The sequence below is a fragment of the Streptomyces sp. NBC_00442 genome (genome assembly GCF_036014195.1).
In the GTDB taxonomy this organism is placed as follows: Bacteria; Actinomycetota; Actinomycetes; order Streptomycetales; family Streptomycetaceae; genus Streptomyces.
This window is the reverse complement of the sequence record NZ_CP107918.1, coordinates 6,588,859-6,606,585: the sequence shown is the minus strand read 5'-3', so window position 1 is coordinate 6,606,585 and position 17,727 is coordinate 6,588,859. Positions and strand designations below refer to the sequence as shown.

General features: G+C 71.8%; 16 protein-coding genes. 7 read left to right on the top strand and 9 right to left on the bottom strand.

The window, feature by feature from the left end; all coding sequences use genetic code 11:
* Nucleotides 1-299: 299 nt before the first annotated feature.
* Both OG432_RS29655 and OG432_RS29650 read right to left on the bottom strand, forming a co-directional pair.
* Nucleotides 300-1,961, bottom strand: coding sequence for an amidohydrolase (locus OG432_RS29655; protein WP_328314013.1), 1,662 nt, complete (start codon nt 1,959-1,961; stop codon nt 300-302).
* A gap of 9 nt (nt 1,962-1,970) precedes the next feature.
* Entirely contained in the window at nt 1,971-2,411 is a 441-nt protein-coding gene (locus OG432_RS29650; RefSeq protein WP_328314012.1) for an Lrp/AsnC family transcriptional regulator, read from the bottom strand.
* Nucleotides 2,412-2,615: 204 nt separating this feature from the next.
* On the opposite strand from OG432_RS29650, the gene OG432_RS29645 reads away from it, so the two are divergent.
* Nucleotides 2,616-3,038, top strand: a complete 423-nt coding sequence (locus tag OG432_RS29645; RefSeq protein ID WP_328314011.1) for a hypothetical protein — start codon at nt 2,616-2,618, stop codon at nt 3,036-3,038.
* 54 nt (nt 3,039-3,092) lie between these two features.
* On the opposite strand, the gene OG432_RS29640 is transcribed toward OG432_RS29645, so the two are convergent.
* The 4 genes from OG432_RS29640 to OG432_RS29625 all read right to left on the bottom strand — a co-directional run bounded on the left by OG432_RS29640 (nt 3,093) and on the right by OG432_RS29625 (nt 7,714).
* Nucleotides 3,093-4,187 carry a phosphotransferase family protein gene (locus OG432_RS29640; protein WP_328314010.1) on the bottom strand — a complete coding sequence of 365 codons (1,095 nt, stop codon included), beginning with the start codon at nt 4,185-4,187 and terminating at the stop codon, nt 3,093-3,095.
* A 35-nt stretch (nt 4,188-4,222) separates the two neighbouring features.
* On the bottom strand, nt 4,223-5,344 hold the full coding sequence (locus tag OG432_RS29635) for a hypothetical protein (protein WP_328314009.1): 1,122 nt from the start codon (nt 5,342-5,344) through the stop codon (nt 4,223-4,225).
* A 178-nt stretch (nt 5,345-5,522) separates the two neighbouring features.
* On the bottom strand, nt 5,523-6,149 hold the full coding sequence (locus OG432_RS29630; protein WP_328314008.1) for a GNAT family N-acetyltransferase: 627 nt from the start codon (nt 6,147-6,149) through the stop codon (nt 5,523-5,525).
* Nucleotides 6,150-6,541: 392 nt separating this feature from the next.
* Complete coding sequence (locus tag OG432_RS29625) at nt 6,542-7,714, bottom strand: acyl-CoA dehydrogenase family protein (protein ID WP_328314007.1); 1,173 nt, start codon at nt 7,712-7,714, stop codon at nt 6,542-6,544.
* A gap of 395 nt (nt 7,715-8,109) precedes the next feature.
* Between OG432_RS29625 and OG432_RS29620 the strand changes: the two genes are divergently transcribed.
* Nucleotides 8,110-9,414: a glycoside hydrolase family 18 protein gene (locus OG432_RS29620; RefSeq protein ID WP_328314006.1), complete on the top strand. Its 1,305-nt coding sequence runs from the start codon at nt 8,110-8,112 to the stop codon at nt 9,412-9,414.
* A 114-nt stretch (nt 9,415-9,528) separates the two neighbouring features.
* On the opposite strand, the gene OG432_RS29615 is transcribed toward OG432_RS29620, so the two are convergent.
* A complete protein-coding gene (locus OG432_RS29615; protein WP_328314005.1) occupies nt 9,529-10,155 on the bottom strand; it encodes a TetR/AcrR family transcriptional regulator in 627 nt (208 codons plus the stop codon).
* Nucleotides 10,156-10,267: 112 nt separating this feature from the next.
* Between OG432_RS29615 and OG432_RS29610 the strand changes: the two genes are divergently transcribed.
* The 3 genes from OG432_RS29610 to OG432_RS29600 are packed head-to-tail and all read left to right on the top strand — an operon-like array spanning nt 10,268 to nt 12,950.
* Entirely contained in the window at nt 10,268-10,882 is a 615-nt protein-coding gene (locus tag OG432_RS29610) for a DUF6230 family protein (RefSeq protein ID WP_328314004.1), read from the top strand.
* Nucleotides 10,873-12,093 carry a DUF6114 domain-containing protein gene (locus OG432_RS29605; protein ID WP_328314003.1) on the top strand — a complete coding sequence of 407 codons (1,221 nt, stop codon included), beginning with the start codon at nt 10,873-10,875 and terminating at the stop codon, nt 12,091-12,093. Before OG432_RS29610 ends, OG432_RS29605 begins: the two co-directional genes overlap by 10 nt.
* Nucleotides 12,090-12,950, top strand: coding sequence for a hypothetical protein (locus OG432_RS29600; RefSeq protein ID WP_328314002.1), 861 nt, complete (start codon nt 12,090-12,092; stop codon nt 12,948-12,950). The genes OG432_RS29605 and OG432_RS29600 overlap by 4 nt, the downstream gene beginning before the upstream one ends.
* Before the next feature lie 19 nt (nt 12,951-12,969).
* Here the strand turns inward: OG432_RS29600 and OG432_RS29595 are convergent, their stop codons facing one another.
* Both OG432_RS29595 and OG432_RS29590 read right to left on the bottom strand, forming a co-directional pair.
* The gene (locus OG432_RS29595; RefSeq protein WP_328314001.1) at nt 12,970-13,134 is read right to left on the bottom strand and encodes an SCO1431 family membrane protein; all 165 of its coding nucleotides are present in this window, start codon (nt 13,132-13,134) and stop codon (nt 12,970-12,972) included.
* A 119-nt stretch (nt 13,135-13,253) separates the two neighbouring features.
* Nucleotides 13,254-14,618 (bottom strand): peptidase C39 family protein, encoded by a 1,365-nt coding sequence (locus OG432_RS29590; RefSeq protein ID WP_328314000.1) that lies wholly within the window; start codon nt 14,616-14,618, stop codon nt 13,254-13,256.
* A gap of 216 nt (nt 14,619-14,834) precedes the next feature.
* Between OG432_RS29590 and OG432_RS29585 the strand changes: the two genes are divergently transcribed.
* Both OG432_RS29585 and OG432_RS29580 read left to right on the top strand, forming a co-directional pair.
* Nucleotides 14,835-15,428: a uridine kinase family protein gene (locus tag OG432_RS29585; protein ID WP_328313999.1), complete on the top strand. Its 594-nt coding sequence runs from the start codon at nt 14,835-14,837 to the stop codon at nt 15,426-15,428.
* Between the two features lie 389 nt (nt 15,429-15,817).
* The gene (locus OG432_RS29580; RefSeq protein ID WP_328313998.1) at nt 15,818-17,716 is read left to right on the top strand and encodes an AAA family ATPase; all 1,899 of its coding nucleotides are present in this window, start codon (nt 15,818-15,820) and stop codon (nt 17,714-17,716) included.
* Nucleotides 17,717-17,727: the final 11 nt, after the last annotated feature.

Below are 17,727 nucleotides of genomic sequence, written 5' to 3'. Positions count from 1 at the left end.
TTCTTCCGGCTGAAACCTTCCCTCGCCCCCGAGGCGCGGGCGCTGAACCTGGCTGCCAGTGGTGGTGCGCCGGTGCGGCACACCACCCCATGACCCAGCGGCGTTCGACGACTGCGTGGAGGTTTAACCGGTCGGACGTCCTGTGGTGGACTCGGCCGAACCTACCGGCCCCTGGGCGCTTTCTGTCAACAGCCGATTGAGCTGCGACGTTTTTTCAAATCGCCAGGTCAGTGCCGAAGATCCGCAGGTCGTGGCGATGCCGTGACGGCCGTTCGCGAACGGTACGAAATGTCCCTATGTCACTCGTTCGGACGCGCGAATACCGTTTGTCCGAACACCACCGTGCGCAGACAGACCGGAAGCGCGGTGCCCGGCGTGAGGTCGGGCAGGCCGGGTGTGCCCGAGCGCGGGTCGGTGGACCAGCGGGCCACCCGGTCGTCGGGGGCCTGGACCACCAGCTCCTCGGCCCGCCAGACCGCGTAGTCGGCCGGGGCGCCCGGCACCAGGGTCCCCGCGTCGTCCCGGCCGAGCGCGCGCCATCCGCCCCGGGTATGCGCGGTGAAGGCGGCGCGGGCGGAGATCCGGTGTTCGAGGGTGCGGTGGAAGGCGGCCGCGCGCACGGTCCCCCACGGGTCGAGCGGCGTCACCGGCGCGTCGGAGCCGAACGCGAGCGGCACCCCGGCCCGCAGCAGGGCCGCGTACGGGTTGAGGGTGCGGGCCCGCTCCACGCCGAGCCGCTCGGCGTACATGCCCTCGTCGCCGCCCCACAGCGCGTCGAAGGCGGGCTGCACGGAGGCGGTGAGGCCGAACTCGGCGAAGGCCGCGACGGTGGCGGGGGTGAGCATCTCGGCGTGCTCCACGCGGTGCCGGGCAGCCCGGACACGGGCGGTTCCCACCCGCTCGGCCGCCATCCGCACACCCTCGACGACGGCGGTGACGGCCGCGTCACCGATGGCGTGGAAGCCGGCCTGGATCCCGGCCTCGGTGCACGCGGCCACATGGGCGGCCACGTCGGCGGCGTCGAGGTGGCCGGTGCCGGTGTGCGGGGCGTCGGCGTAGGGGGCGTGCAGGCAGGCGGTGTGCGAGCCGAGCGAGCCGTCCACGAAGAGGTCCCCGGCCGCGCCGACCGCGCCGAGTTCGCGGATGCGATCGGCGTCCTTGGCGCCTTCGACGCGTTCGGCCCAGTACCCGAAGACCCGCGGCCCCGCCTCGTCGCGGGACAGCGCGAGCAGCGAGGTGAAGTCGTCCTCGTCGGAGATGTCGGGCCCGCCGCACTCGTGGACGGCGCCGATGCCGAGGGAGGCCGCGTGCCGCAGCGCCGCCCGCTGGGCCTCGGCGCGCTGGCGCGGCGTGATCGCGTCGTGCGCCGCGGCCCGCACCGCGTGGTGGGCGGCGCCGTCGAGCGGTTCGCCGTCCCGGTATCCGGGCAGGTCACGCACTCCGGGGACCAGGTCGAGCAGGGCCGTGGTGGCGACCGCCGAGTGGACATCCACGCGCGGCAGGTAGAGCGGGCGGTCACCGGCGGCCGCGTCGAGTTCCGCGCGCGAGGGGTGACGCCGCTCGGGCCAGCGCGCCGCGTCCCAGCCGCCGCCGAGCAGCACCCGGTCGTCGGGGCGCGCCGCGGCGTGGGCGCGTACGGCGTCGAGGGCCTCGGTGAGCGTGCGGGCCGCCGAGAGGTCGAGGCCGGTCAGGGCGAGGCCGGTGGCGGTGGTGTGCACATGTGCGTCGGTGAACGCCGGGGTGACCAGCGCGCCCTCCAGGTCGACGACCTCGTCGACGCCGCCGGCGAAGGCGTCCGCGGCACCTTCCGAACCGACCCAGGCCACGTGTCCGCGCTCGACGACCATCGCGGTGGCGAAGGGGTCGGCGGGGCTGTGTACGTCGCCGCCGCGCAGCAGGACGGTGCGGTGGGCGGTCTCTTCGGCTGCGGACGCTTCGGTTGCGGAACTCGCGGAACTCATGGGGACAGCCTAGATATGCGGTGGCCGTGCCTCGTACGGGGTGGACAGGACCACGGTCGTACGCGTCGAGACGCCGGCCAGGGTGCGAATGCGGGTCAGCAGGTGTTCGAGGGCCAGCGGGCCGGCCACCCGGACCTTGAGGATGTAGTTCTCGTCGCCGGCCACGCTGTGGCACGCCTCCAGCTCAGCCACTCCGGCCAACCGCTCCGCGATGTCGTCGGGGGCGCTGGGGTCGAAGGGCTTGACCGAGATGAACGCGGTCAGCGGCAGGCCCACCGCCTCGGGGTCCACGACGGCCGCGTAGCCGCGGATGACCCCGCGCTGCTCCAGACGGCGTACCCGCTGGTGCACCGCCGATGTGGACAGGCCCGTGGCCTTGCCCAGGTCGGTGTAGCTCATCCGCCCGTCCTTGACGAGCAGCTCCACGATCTGACGGTCCAGCTCCTCCATGGCGCTCAACCTATGGCCCCGGGGCGCCTCCGGCACAGTCGGGGCGGCGCACGGAAGCGCATCTGCGGGCGACATGTGACGAACGCCACAGGTTTGCGGCGGCCTCGGCGGGGGTCTCGCGGTTATCGCCACGGCCTGGCGGGAAGTGCTTGTTTTGGTCGCGGCCACGGCGCAATGCCGGCCCACCCGAGGGGGAGTGTCCCAATGCAGAATCCCAAGCGAACCGGACGTACGGAACGCGAACGCGGCGAACCGGAGCCCGTCGATATCGCCGAACTCATCGACGACGACTCGCTCGACGCGTACGACACCTTCGAGATGTACCGGGTGATCTGCCCGGACTGCGCCCGGCCCATCGCGCTCCTCGCCGACGAGGACGTCCTGCCCGAGCACGCGCTGTGCCCGAGCCCGTGGAACCCCTTCGTGCTGACGGTGTGTGCCGGGACCGGGCGCTTCGCCGGGGAGGCGAAGGCCGCGGACGAGTCGCTCGACGTCCAGGAGCAGGACACCGCGCTGCTGCTCACGCTTCCGCAGGAGCTCGACTGGCGCACCCAGCCCTTCTCGCACGTCGGCGGACCGGGCTCGCGTCCCGTCCGGGTGCTGCCGCAGATGCGCCGCGCAGCCTGAGCGTGCCCCGCCGTGCGGCCGGACGCCACCGGGGGGCGTCCGGCCGATCACCGCTCAACTCCAGTACGTGCCGCGCACCATGGCTTCCAGACTGGCTCGGTGCAGGATCAGCGCGTCCGGGTCCGCGGGCGGTACGGCCTCGCCGAAGTGCACCTGCCGGTAGGCGATCCGCAGCATGACCACCGCGTGCCGCAGCGCCGCGTACAGGGTGTGGAACTCCATGGAGCGCGGGGTGTGGCCGGTGAGTTCGGTATAGCGCCGCTCGATGTCCTCGCGCCGCAGGAAGCCGGGAAGGCCCGGCTGGCCGAAACTCACCGTGAGGTCCTGGAAGAAGCGGTGCAGATAGACGGTCCAGCCGAGGTCGAGTTCGCGGGGGCCGCAGGCCGCCATCTCCCAGTCGAGGACGGCCGCCGGCTCGAACCCGTCGTAGATGATGTTTCCGATGCGCGCGTCGCCCCAGGTGAGGACCGAGGGGCCCGCGTCGTCGGGCCAGTGCGCGTCGAGCCAGTCGAAGGCCGCCTCGATGAGGGGTGAGCGGGGAAGGCCGTCAACCACCCAGGCATAGTAGTCCCGTTGGGCCGCGACATGGCGGCTCAGGGCGGATCCCTTGCCGTCCGGCAGCAGGAACTGGGCTTCCCGGGCGGGGAATTGGTCGTGCAGGCGCGCGACGACGCCGACGGTCGCGTCCTGGAGGCGGGCGCGCTCGGCGTCGTCGGCCGCGTGCAGCCAATTCCCCTCGTACGTATAGGGCATGACGTCCGGCGGTACGCGCCCCTCGGCCCGGTCCATCACGAAGAACGGCGCTCCGAGCGGCGCGGGGTCCTCTTCGAGCCAGCGCACGCGCGGCACCGGCACGTCGGTGTGCTCGGCGACCAGACGCATCACGCGGTGCTGGCGGGCCATGTCGTACACGGGGAAGACGGTGTACGCGTCCGGGTCGGCGGCGAGCCGCAGCGCGCAGGCGCGCACCGGGGTGTCGGGGTGCTCGATGTCGAAGAGGAGGGTCTCGCTCGACATGCCGTTGGACGACGGTACCCGGATGTCCGTGACCCGGGCGCCGGGCAGCCGTTCGTCGAGCCAGGCGGTCAGGCGACGGCCGATGTCCTCGGGGTCGCGGGTGGAGGTGCGGGGTCGTGGCGCGGTGGCCAAGGCGGTGCTCCCTTCACGGCGTACGGGCGGCTGGGTCAGGGCGCGACGGAGGTGTGGTCGGCGAAGCCGCTGGGGTCGTGGCGGCCGAAGCTGCCGTGTTCGAAGATCCCGTAGCCGGTCTGTCCGTCGAGGGTGAAGCGGGCCGCGTGGTCGGTCACGCCGTACGCCGCCATCGGGTGGGCGGCCGGGTCGCGGAGGTCGTAGACCTGCCGGTCCGTCCAGCCCCGCCCCTGCCAGGTGCCGTGCTGCCAGCCGTCGGCGGGCGGGTAGCCGGCGCCGACGGCGAGCGGCGAGGAGGCGAGGATCTCGACGCCGAGTTCGAGGGGCTTGCGGGCCCTGTCGGTGAGGTGGATGACCGCGCGCTCGGGGTGGCGGGTGCCGGGACGGTAGGTGATGTCGGCCTGGGGCCAGCCGAGTTGGGCATCGGGGTGGCCCTCGCGCACGAGCGCCGCCTCGTTCAGGGTGCGGTAGCCGTCGGCGTCCTCCTGGGCGATGACCATGACGAACCGGTCGTCGAACCGGGCCGGCACCCAGAGCCAGTGGAAGCCCTCGGGCCGGTACTCGTCGCCCCGCCCGGCCTCCTCACCGGGGATCGGCCGCACCCCCCAGCTGCGGTCGCGCGTCCCGGTCCACTCCCCCGCCGTGACGGGTATCTCCTCGCCCCCGGCGCGGATCACGCCGGTGCAGTGCCCGGCCTGCACGAACCGCCGCCCTTCGAGGGTGAGCCGGTCCCCCTTGCGCTGCACGTGGTGCGGCTCCCACAGGGCGGGGAAGTCGGCGTTCCAGACGATGTCGTACGAGAGTGAACCCGGGTCGTCCGGATCGGGGGCGCAGTGCAGTGCCAGGCGGCGCAACGGCGTGTCGACGGTGATCGTCAGCGGGCCGACGCTCAGGTTCATGCGGTCGTCGGCGAGGGCGTCGGAGGCACGGACGGCGTGCAGCCGGTCGCCGACGCGGAGGGTCGCGTACGCGTCGATCACCCCGGTGTTCGGGTACACCCCGAGCCCCGCGATGAGCAGGGCACGGCCCTGGTGGTCGAAGACGTGGAAAATGCAGCGGTCGTAGGCGTTGCGATCACCGGTCGCCACATGGGCCATGGAGAGGGGGGCTTGGTGGATGGGGTACTCGTCGAGGGGGATGGGGCGGTTGGCGGGCATGGGCAACCTCCGGTCCGACGGGAAGATCTGACGGTACGTCAGCTGCGGCCCGGTAGCCATACCCTGGTCACCCGGGGCGGTTCACCCGCCCACCCGTGCGGCAACCTGAGAGTCGGGCTCCGCCCCAGACCCGTTCGCGCCTTGAGGACGCTCGTCCTCAATCGCCGGCACCGAGCAGTCAGGGGCACGGGGAACTGCGCGAGAAGCCACCCACAGGCGAGGGAACGGGTCGGTCGAGGACGCGGCTCATGAACAGTGCCGTCTCCCCCTCGGACTCGGTTCCGCTGTAGAGGGACGTGTCCAGGCCGCAGAAAGCGAACCCCATCCGCTGATAGGCGCGGATGGCAGGAGCGTTGACGTTCGTCACTTCCAGCCATACGTGCCCGGCCCCGCACGCGCGGGCCCAGTCGATGGCGTGGCTCATCAGCGTGCGTCCGATTCCCCGGCCCCGGTACGGCCCGGCCACCTCGATATCGGCAATGACCAGCCGCCGGTTCCAGGGCTCGTACTCCGTGTCGACATAGCCGCAGGTCCGATCGCCGTCCAGCGCGACGAACCGGCGCTCACCGGCCGGCGCCTCGCCGCCCTCGGGCTCGTCGTCGGGGAAGACCTTGCGCATCGGCAGGTCCAGCCGAACGGGCCGAATCGAGAACCCGCCCCCGCCGGATTCGACCACCTCGAAGACGGTGTCCGAGCTGAACTCCCCCTTGATGACGGCGGACTTGTCGCTCTCGCTCTCAGCCACGCGATAGGTGATGGCCTCCGTCGCCCCACGGCCGGCTGATCCACTGTCGGGTAGCGTCATGTCCGCACCGTACCGGTCCGGCGCACCACGGCGGCCCACAAGGCCGAGGCGAGCGGGGAACTGCCCGGCCGGGGCCACCCCCGTACAGACGCCCGAATCCCCCCACCGGTGACCGCCCCGCCACACCCCGCGTTCCCCAACCATGAGCTTGCTTCATTCGAGCGCCCCCGGCCGCGGGCGGCGTCGGCGGGTGGCCGACTTCGAGCCCGGCCCCGTACAACAGCCGACGGCCGCCGAATCGATTCTGCAGTATGCCGATCCGCCCATCTACCAATCCCTGCTGCGCCATTGGGCGAGCAGGGGCCGGACCCTGCCGGGGCGCCGCGATCAGGAGTGGGTCCGGATCGTGGCGGCCCCGGTGTGGCCGAGCCACGTACCGGCGCGGGACGAGTTCAGCGGGTTTCCGGACCCGCCAGGTGCCGGGCGATGACCATCCGCTGGATCTGGTTCGTGCCCTCCACGATCTGCAGCACCTTCGCCTCGCGCATGAACCGCTCGACCGGGAAGTCGGCCGTGTAGCCGTAGCCGCCCAGGACCTGTACCGCGTCCGTCGTGACCTTCATCGCCGCGTCCGTGCAGAACAGCTTGGCCATGGCGGCCTGGCGGGAGAAGGGGCGCCCGGCGTCGCGCAGCCTGGCCGCGGCCAGGTACAGCGAGCGGCCCGCCTCGATCTGGGTCGCCATGTCGGCCAGCATGAAGCGCAGGCCCTGGAAGTCGGCGATGGGCCGGCCGAACTGCTGCCGCCCGGTCGCGTAGGCGAGGGCCTCGTCCAGGGCGGCCTGGGCGACACCGATCGCGCAGGCCGCGATGCCGAGCCGGCCGGAGTCGAGCGCGGAGAGCGCGATCGCGAAGCCCTGCCCCTCCTCACCGATGCGGCGGGCGTCGGGGACGCGTACGCCGTCGAAGTGGAGCTGGGCCGTGGGCGAGCCCTTCATGCCCATCTTCTTCTCGGGGACGGCGGGCGAGAGCCCCTCCGCGTCGCCGGGGACCAGGAACGCCGTGATCCCGCGGGCGCCCTCGCCTCCCGTGCGGGCGAGCACGGTGTAGAAGTCGGCGATCCCGCCGTGGGTGATCCAGGCCTTGGTGCCGGTGATGACCCACTCGTCGCCGTCCCGCACCGCCCTGGTGCGCAGCGACGCCGCGTCCGAACCCGATGCGGGCTCGGAGAGGCAGTACGCGCCGAGCTTGCCGCCGGCGAGCATCGACGGCAGGTGCTCGGCCTGCTGCTCCTTGGTGCCGTATCCGGCGAGCGCGTGACAGGCCAGCGAGTGGACGCTGACACCGAGGCCGACCGTCAGCCGGGCCGCAGCGAGTTCCTCGAGGACCTGGAGGTAGACCTCGTAGGGCTGGTCGCCCCCGCCGAATTCGGAGTCGTACGGAAGGCCGAGCAGTCCGGATTCGGAGAGCAGGGTGAAGATCTCGCGCGGGAACCGGCCGGCATCCTCCTGCTCGGCGGCCCGTGGCGCGATCTCCCGCTGGACGATGTCGCGCACGAGGGCGACGAGGTCCCGGGCCTCTTCGGTGGGCAGCTGTCGTTCCACCGGCTGTGGGGCACGGTCGGGCATGGCGCGCTCTCCTCCCTGTCGGGCGCTACGGCGGACGCACGCGCAGGGTGTGGCGGCGCCGCCGGTGACTCTGCTCTACGGCCGTTACCTTCCCTTCCGGGTCACAGAAGTAGCAGGCGGGTGGCCGTGGCGCTGTGAGTATGCCCGATCGGACGCGTCCCGTCACTGGCTCCAAGATCACGATTTCCGCCGCCCGCACACCGGACGGGGTTCTCGGCGCGCTCCCGGAACTGAGCGCTCCGGAGTTGGTCCGCACCATTGACCGGTCTGGTCTAGTCCTTCTAGCGTTCCCTTCAGCGACTTAGTGCGTTCATGTCAATCGCCTTCTCGTCGTCGTCACGTTGTCGCGCCGTCGCGCCCTGCCCCCGCTCTCCCCTCCCCACGAGGAGATCACGATGCCCGGCCCCCTCCCCCCAATCCCCCACGCGCTCAACCCCGTTCGAGCAACGGGCGCCCGTACCCGCTTCACGTCCCTGATCGCCGCCGCGTGTACCGCCGCGCTCGGCGTGACCCTGCTCGCCGGCAGCGCCAGCGCCTCGCCCGAGCCCGCTTCGGCGCCCGCTCCCGTCGCCGCTCCCGCGGCCGCGCCGGCCGCGGCCGGCTCCAAGGTCGTCGGATACTTCACCGACTGGGGCGTCTACCAGCGCAATTACCACGTCAAGAACATCGAGACGTCCGGTTCCGCGGCCAAGCTGACCCACATCAACTACGCGTTCGGCAACGTCACCGGCGGGAAGTGCGCCATCGGTGACGCCTACGCCGACTACCAGAAGACGTACGACGCCTCCTCCAGCGTGAACGGCACCGCCGACACCTGGGACCAGCCGGTCGCGGGCAGCATCAACCAGCTCCGCGAGCTGAAGAAGAAGCACCCCGGACTCAAGGTCCTCTGGTCGTTCGGCGGTTGGACCTGGTCGGGCGGCTTCGCCGAGGCCGCGAAGAATCCGGCCGCGTTCGCCTCCTCCTGCTACTCGCTGGTGAAGGACCCGCGCTGGGCCGACGTGTTCGACGGCATCGACATCGACTGGGAGTATCCCAACGCCTGCGGTCTCACCTGCGACACCAGCGGGCGGGACGCCTTCAAGAACCTTCTGGCGGCGCTGCGTTCGAAGTTCGGCGGATCCAGTCTGGTGACGGCCGCCATCACCGCGGACGCGTCGGCGGGCGGCAAGATGGAGGCGACCGACTACGCGGGCGCCGCCCAGTACGTCGACTGGTACAACCCGATGACGTACGACTTCTTCGGCGCCTGGGCCGCCCAGGGTCCGACCGCCCCGCACTCCCCGCTGACCTCCTACAGCGGCCTGCCCACGCAGGGGTTCACCACCGACGCCGCCATCCAGAAGCTCAAGAAGCTCGGCGTCCCGTCCGGCAAGCTCCTGCTCGGCATCGGCTTCTACGGGCGCGGCTGGACCGGCGTGACCCAGAAGGCGCCCGGCGGCACCGCCACGGGCCCCGCCGCGGGCACGTACGAGCAGGGCATCGAGGACTACAAGGTGCTCAAGACCACGTGCCCCGCCAACGGCACCGTCGCGGGCACGGCGTACGCCTACTGCGGGAACAACTGGTGGAGCTACGACACCCCGTCCACCATCGCCGGGAAGATGACCTACAAGGACAGCCAGGCGCTCGGCGGCACGTTCCTGTGGGAGCTGAGCGGCGACACCACCAACGGTGAGCTGATCAAGTCAATTCGCTAGCAGACGAGTTGAGACGAAGGGGGCGGGTGGCTGCGGCCGCCCGCCCCCATCGGTGCGCGCCCAGGGGCTGTCCGGATACCAGGCCGTCCGGATGCCCAGGGCCCGTCCGGACGCCTAGGGGCTGTCCGGCGAGGGGCAGGACGGCTCGAACTCCTCGATGGTGTCCAGGGTGCGCCGCAGCAGGCGTACGAGCAGCTCGCGCACCGTGTCGCGGGGCGGTTCGAGGTCGCCGAGCCAGTCGAGGGTGACGCTCTCCACGCTGCCGAGCCAGCCGAGCAGCGCGAGCCGGGCGAGCACCGGTACCTCCCGGGTGCCGTAGGCGCCCTCGGCGATGGTGGCGATCAGCTCCTCGCGCACCGCGTCCCGGATCTCCTGGACCTGGGTGTCGAAGCCGACCCCGCCGGTGACGATCGTCCGGTACGCCGCCTGGTGGTGCTCGGCGTAGCGGAGATAGCCGTCGATGGTGCGGTGCACCCGTTCGGCGCGGGGCAGCTCGGTGTCGCTCCCGGCGCGCGACACCAGATCGGCGACGGAGTCCTCGACGATGGCGAGGTAGTAGCCCCGTTTGGACTTGAAGTAGTAGTAGATCAGGCCCTTGGCCACCCCCGCCTGCTTGGCGATGTCATCCATCGACAGCGCGTCGTACGAGGTGTCGGCGAACAACTTCCGCCCTGTCGCGATGAGTTCGGAGCGACGCGCCTGGGATCTCTCGGTCGTTCCGCCCTGTTGACTATTATTCAAATTGAGCCCTAGTCTCCAACTGCCGCAGGATGCCCGCAGTATGGCAGACCTGCCTCCGCACTCCCCCTGCACCGCCTTTCCGAGGGTTCGCCGGATCGTACGGGAGGATCAAGTGAGCGCAGCCAAAAGGCCGTTGGCCGAGGGCGCAACAGCCTGGAAGAAGACCGCCGTCGTCGCCCTTCCGGCGGTCCTCGCGGTCGGGATCATGGCCAATGTGATGGCGGAGGGCGCGCTGGCCGCGTCGTTCGCGGTGTCCGGCACCAGTTTTCAGGTCGCGTCGGGGAAGCTGACGAGTTCGGGGCTCTCCTCGTTCGTCCAGACGGACAGGTCCGCCGACGGCAAGGGCCACCCCGTGGCGTTGCTGGGAATCGGCGACGCGAAGCTCAGTGACATCTGCCAGTCCGCCGAGGTGAGCACCCCCGTCGGCACGGTGGTGTTCAAGCTGACGGCGGGCGGCGACGCGGGCGAGGTCACGGCCAGCAACCTGGTCATCGACGGCGAGGACCTGGTCGGCGACGCGCGGTTCGGCACGGCCGAGATCGGGCGGGACGCCTCAACGCTCGACGCGGTCAAGGGAGTTCGGGGCGAGCAGGGCAAGTTCGGACTCCAGGCGGGGGACATCGAGGTCGACGGTGTGAAGTCGCATGCCTGGTCGGCGACCGGTGGCAACTTCCGGCTGAAGGGGATGAAGGTCGATGTGAGCATCGGCGGCAAGAAGTGCTTCTGAGACGCCTGGCCCTGCTCGGACTCCCCCGCGCCGCGAGCGACACCCCGGGCGCGTCCGGCGCAGGTGGCACCCGCGAAGCCCCCGAGGCCCCCGGCACCTGCGGCGCCCCCGCGTCGGGGCCGGGACGGCCGCAGCCCTGGATACCGGCCGTGCCGGCCCGGGGCGGCGAGACGGATCCCGGTACGCCCAGGTCCGGACCACACCGGCCGGCCCAGCCCCGGCGCGGCGCGCCCCGGCCCGGCGAGGGCGGGGCTCCTGGCGTGCGGCACGCGTGGCTCGATGAGCGGCTGCCTCTGCCCGAGGCGCGCCGCGCGCTGCGGGGCTGGCGGCGGACGCGGCCGTTCTGGGCCGGGCTCTTCCTCGTGCTCGGCGGGGTGGAGCTGCTCGTGGTGCCGCTGTCACCACTGACGATCCTGGTCAGTCTCGGGCTCGGCGGCATCGCCGCCATCGGCATCGGTCTCGCCCTCGTGGTCGCCGGCCTCTTCCTGTGGTTCCTGCCGCACACGCGGCACTACGTGTCCCTCAACGCCCTGATCCTTTCGGTGCTCTCCTTCGCGGCGACGAACCTCGGCGGGTTCCTGGTCGGCATTGCGTTCGGCATCGCGGGCAGCGCCATGGGGTTCGGCTGGACGCCGAAGGAGCGCGGCGCCGGGCGCACGGCGGGCGTACGCACCCAGCGCACCCTGGCCGCCGCCCTGCCCGTGGCCCTCCTGGTCGCCCTCGGCCCACGCCCACCGGCGCAGGCACAGGCACCGGCGCAGGCCCGGCCGGCGCAGGCCCCTGCTCCGCTCCGGGCCGGCCCCGTCACCGCGCCCCTCGTGCCGCCGACGGTCACCACCACCCGCTTCGCGCCCCACGGCTTCCTGCTCGCCGGGGTGACCACGGTGCCCACCGCGCACGGCCCCCTCAAGGTCCTGGTCCTCAGGATGACGTCGGCCTCGCTCACCGACTACCGCCTCAAGACCCGCGACGGCCACGACGAACTCGCCCTGGGGGCAACCTCGTTGGACCTGAGCGGAAACGTGACGCTGTACCTCAGCAAGTTCAGCGGCTGCCTCGAAGGGCTGCTCTGCCTCACCTTCGACCCCGACACCCTGCCGGTGCCGCCGATCGTCCCGCCGTTCGTCTTCATGACACAGGTGACGGCCGAACAGGCGCTGGTCACCTCGGACTCGATCGTCGCGAACGGTCTGACCCTGGGGGCCTCGTGATCCCGATCCAGGCCGTGCTGTTCTGGGCGTACGCGACGGGCGCCACCTTCGCCGTCGCCGCGGCCCGCCAGCTCCAGTGGTGGCAGCGTTCGGTGCACGAGGAGGGCATACGCACGCGCAGCCACGCCGCCAACCCGTACCTCATGCTGACCGTGCTCTTCGCGGCCGTACTCCTCGTGCCCACGGGGCTGTTCATGATGTGGCAGAACCCGTCGTGGGCAACGATGCAGGTGGCACGCGACGCGCACGGCGTGTGGGCCGGGTTCGTGCTGCTCTACGCGGGCGGCACGGTGATCGCCGCGCTGCTCGGGTTCCTCGTCGCGCAAGCGCTGGTTCTGGTGGGGGCCGGGTACTGGGCCTATCTGCAGAGCGTCGGCGCGCACTTCCTGCTGTTCGCGGTGCTCGTCCACGGCTGGGACGGCACGGGCTACCGCCGTCTGCTCACCACCGACCGGCGGGAGCTGCGCGCGTGGTCCAAGGACAGCGTGGTCAACCACCTGCTGCACTTCATGACGTCGGGGACCTTCCTCGCGCTCCTCGTGCTCGGGGCCGCCGTCATCGCCACCCTGCTCATCACGGAGATCGGCTGGCTGGTGGAGGGCTGGGAGCTGCCGGGCGCGGACGAGGACCGGAAGGTGGCGCGGGTGCTCGCGGTGGCCGTCGCCGCGGCCGGGGTCTACGGGCTGCCGTTCATCGGGGCCGTGGCCGCGAGCGCGCTGGTGCGTCTGGCGGGGTGGCCGCTGGGGCTCGCGCTCTTCGCCGCCCTCGCGGGCCCGGCGCTGCTGGCGCGGCGCTCACCGGTACGGGCGCTGTACGGCGTGGTCGGCATCCCCGAACGGCACTGGAAGGCCGACTGAACGTGCCGTCGGACAGGCCCTAGAACAGCCCGGCCTGCGTGACCAGCATGGCGATGACCACCACGAGGGTCCAGCCCAGGACGTGTTCCAGGATCTTGGGGCCGGTGTCCTTGGGGCCGCCGGTGCGGGCGCGCAGCTCGGCCAGGGCGCGGGGGTCGTCGAGCGTGGTGGCAGGCAGAGTCATGGGAACTCACTCGGTCGTGTGGTGGTGCACGGTCCCCCCGGTGACCGTTCCACAGTGCCAGCGGACCGGGGCCCCGGGGTAGAGACGTTCGTCACTGCCCCGAGGTGCCGGCCGCACGCTCAGCGGATGCCGACGGCCGCGAGGGCCGTGCGCTGCCTGGGCGTCGGGTCGGCCGGCCAGTACAGGTAGCAGACGCCGCCTGTGCCGGACGCCACGTTGCCGCTCGCGTTGTAGCGCTTGGTCCGCAGCCAGATGTTCTCGAACTCGCGCCGCTTGTAGACACGGCGCACGGCGCTGTCGCCGGGCGCGGCGGGATCGTGGGCGATCACGTCTCCGATGGCGGTGAAGCCGATCACCGTCATCAGGTGGCCCGCGGTGCCGTAGCCGGCGCCGGTCAGCTCCGTCGCCAGGAACGACTGGGACGTTATGGCCGGGATGCCCGCGCGGACCAGGTCCTCCACGTCGTTCAGGGAGCGCAGCCGGGTGACGACGGCGCTCATGTCCCGGTAGGTCGCGGCGTAGGCCGCGTTGAAGGGCCAGTTGCCGCAGCCCGCGTACTGGTGGTCGTACGTGCCCCGGGCGGCTTGGCAGACCTGGGGGTCGGCGTAGGACGGGTCGACCCAGGCGAGATCGGCGGGGTCCGGCTTCCGCCCCCAGTGCTCGATGATCATCTGCGAGGAGGTGGGGCTGCACCAGGCCTCGCCGCCGTTGTCGTACTGCGGGTACTGGCCCTTGTGGATCTCCTGCGAGTAGCTCGGCACCTCCAGCTCGCCCGCGAAGGCGGGGGTCGAGGCGTCCACCGTGAACCGGTCGGGGATGTCGGACGCCATCGCGCCGAGCCGCCACACCGTCGGCGTGAGCCGGGTGCCCGGCCGGCGGTAGAGCGTGATCCGCAGCCGGTAGGCCGCCAGGCGCAGGCCGGTGGCGGGGGCGTCGATCGCGAAGGTGTCCGTCGAGATGGAGCTCTTGCCGTCGCCCTGGCCGTCGACGGAGGTGCGCCGGATGTCGCCGTCACCGTCGCCCGCCGTCCAGCGGCCCATGACGTACGCGGGGGTCTCGGTGCCGTCGGTGTAGGTGCCGAGCAGCTCGATCTGGAGCCACGTCCCGGCGGGGGTGTCGGCGTTCCAGTGGGCGACGGCTTCGGTGGCGGGGACGGCGGAGCGGTGCAGGGGGGAGGTCCAGCTCGCATACTCCCAGGTGGCGCTCGTGTGGGTGTGCGGGTCGGCGTAGACGGTGGTCCCCGCGGGGCGGTCGATCACGATGCCTGGGCGGCGGCCCGCCCCGGCGCGCACGCCGTGTGCGGTGCCGGTGCGCCACTGGGCGTGTGTGGTCCAGGCCTGGTTGTCCACGAGTTGCCGGCCCTGTCCGGGTCGGGGCGCGCGGGCGGACGCGGCCGCCGGTGCGCCGGAGGAGGTCACGGCGGCCCCGGCCGCGACGGCGACGGCCGCGGCGAGGACGGTTCTGCGTGGGGTGGAGCCGGTCATGGTGAGGACCCCCAGTCGATTACGGATGGGGTGGTGCGTGCACGACAGCGGGCCCACTATCCCGGTTGCCGGGGCCCTCCTGCCAGTGATTCGGCACGCGTCCCGCCTCCAATATTGGTCTCGACCACTGGCATGACCTGGGCAGGGCCCGGGTGGCCGCCCCGTCGACGGGTACGGTCGGACACCGGACACGTCGACCGCACCCAGGCAGGACGCATGAACAACTCGCCCCACCCCGCTAGCTCACTGGCCGAACTGGCCGCATCCGTAAGGACGTTGGCGCCGTCATGCGGGCCGGTGCGGCTGGTCGCGGTGGACGGGCACGCGGGGTCGGGGAAGTCCACCTTCGCGGGGCTGCTCGCTCAGGAGCTGGACGGGGCGCCGGTGCTGCATCTGGACGATCTGGCCACGCACGAGGAGTTCTTCGGCTGGACGGACCGGTTCCGCCGCCAGGTGCTCGCCCCGTTCGCGCGCGGCGAGGCGGCCCGGTACGAGCCGTACGACTGGCACCTGCGGCGCTTCACGGACGCGCGCACCCTGGAGCCGGCGCCCGTGGTCCTCGTCGAGGGGGTCGGGGCCGGCCGCCGGGCGCTGCGGCCCTCGCTCGCCCTGCTCGCCTGGATGGACCTGGACGCCGAAGCGTCCTGGGAGCGGGGCCGGCGCCGCGACGGAACCGAGCTCACCGCCTTCTGGGCGCAGTGGACGGAGGCGGAGGTGCGTCATTTCGACGACGACCCTTCGCGCCCCTTCGCGGACACGGTGGTGCGGCAGGTGCGGGAGGGGTACGAATGGCGCCCGGGGCCGGAGTAAACACTCCGCGCCCCTCATTCGCTCACCGAGCGTGACGGCCTCACCCCACCTCGCCGAACAGTCGCAAATCGGCCCACACAGTGCCTCAACTCCGCTTGACCCAGGGGCCATACAGGTCTTACGTTCTCAATGTGCGGCTTTCCGAAGCCGCCGCGGACACGAAGCCCCCGGTTGTTCCCCCGTGATCGGGGGCTTCGTTCTGTCCTTTCCGCCCCCTTCGGGCCCTCGTCCGAGGTGTTTCGCTCACCCTCGGTCACCACCAATGCCCCCTCCGCGCCCCCTACGGCAGCGGGCCTTCTCGCAGGTACGATGCCCTCGGTGCGGTCAACTCCCGCCAATTCCCTTGGGTGAATTGGCGGTTCAGCACGGGGCACGGTGTGGGGGACGTGATGGACTTCGGCACTACGGGCGCGCATGCCCCGGCCGATCTCGCCTGGCTGCGCGGGGTGGACGCGTACACGATGGGCGCGTATCCGCAAGCCGAGGAGGAGTTCCGCACGGCCGTGCGGCTCGACCCCTCGATGGCGGACGGCTGGCTCGGGCTGCACGCCCTGCGCGTGGACACGACCACCGCACTCCTGCGCATGTATCGCCACCGCGAACGTTTCGGCGAGCAGCGCGCCGGTCATCGCAGGACCCTCAACTCCTGGTACTGGCTCGGCTGGTGGGTGCAGCCGGTCCTGGAGAGTCCGCGCGATCTGCTGCTCGCCCACGCCTCGCACTGGCTGGACGGCCGCCATGTACCCGAACTCGACCGGGCGTTGGCGGGACTGCCGCCCGTCGACGCCGACCCGCAGGTGCGCTTCCTGCATGCCTGCCGCTCCTATCTGGTCAAGGACTGGGAGCAACTGGTGCGCCACACCGAGCCGTTGGTGAACGATCCGCTGCTCGGGATCGAGGCGGGCCTGTTCGGTGGCATGGCCCGCGTCCGCCTGGACATGTTCGGCCAGGCGGAGCCACTGCTCTCGGCGGCCCTCATGCGCTGTCGCAGCGAACAGCCCCAGCGCAAGGAACTGCGCTACTGGCTGGCCCGCGCCCACGAGGGAACCGGACGTTCGGCCGCCGCCCTGCCCCTGTACCGGGCGGTCCACCGCGTCGACCCGGCCTTCATGGACACCGCGGCCCGGCTCACCGCGATCACCGAGAACGACGGGTTCGACGGCGCCGACGACTCCCCCGACCTCGCCGCGGTCGCCCTGTCCGGCTTCGGCGACACCGTGGAGGCGGAGGCCGAGACGGGCCCCGGTCCCGATCAGCCCGACGCCCGCGAGCTCAGACCCGCGGCCGGGGAGCCCCAGACGCCGCTCGCCGGTCCGGCCGGGCCGGCCCGCGACGGCGTACGGGACAAGCCGGGCGGACCCGCGCGGCCCGGTGCGCCGCGGTTCCCGGCCGGGCCCACCGACGCGGTGCTGCTCGCCGAGGCGCTGGCCGAGCTGGAACGGATGGTCGGCCTCGAACCGGTCAAGCGTCAGGTCAAGGCGCTCTCCGCGCAGCTCAACATGGCGCGGCTCAGGGCCAGTCAGGGGTTACCCGTCCAGCCCCCGAAGCGGCACTTCGTCTTCTCCGGACCCTCGGGCACCGGCAAGACCACCGTCGCCCGCATCCTGGGCCGGGTCTTCTACGCGCTGGGGCTGCTCGGCGGGGATCACCTGGTGGAGGCCCAACGGGCCGACCTGGTGGGCGAGTTCCTCGGCCAGACCGCCGTCAAGGCCAATGAGCTGATCGACTCGGCACTGGGCGGCGTGCTCTTCGTCGACGAGGCCTACTCGCTCTCCAACTCCGGCTACAGCAAGGGCGACGCGTACGGCGACGAGGCGCTCCAGGTGCTCCTCAAACGTGCCGAGGACAACCGCGACCACCTGGTGGTGATCCTCGCCGGATACCCCGAGGGCATGGACCGGCTGCTCGCCACCAACCCGGGCCTGTCCTCCCGCTTCACCACCCGCGTCGACTTCCCCTCCTACCGTCCCCTCGAACTGACCTCGATCGGCGAGGTGCTCGCCGCCGAGAACGGCGACGCGTGGGACGAGGAGGCCCTCGACGAGCTGCGTTCGATCAGCGGGCACGTCGTCGACCAGGCCTGGATCGACGAGCTGGGCAACGGCCGCTTCCTGCGGACCCTGTACGAGAAGAGCTGCGCCTACCGGGACTTGAGGCTGTCGATGTACCCGGCGACGCCGACCAGGGACGATCTGTCCACGCTGCGGCTGCCCGATCTGATGCAGGCCTATGGAGAGGTCCTGTCGGGCCGCGGCCCCGCCCGCCGCGACCCGCAGGAACCTCTCTAGGCGATCTCTTC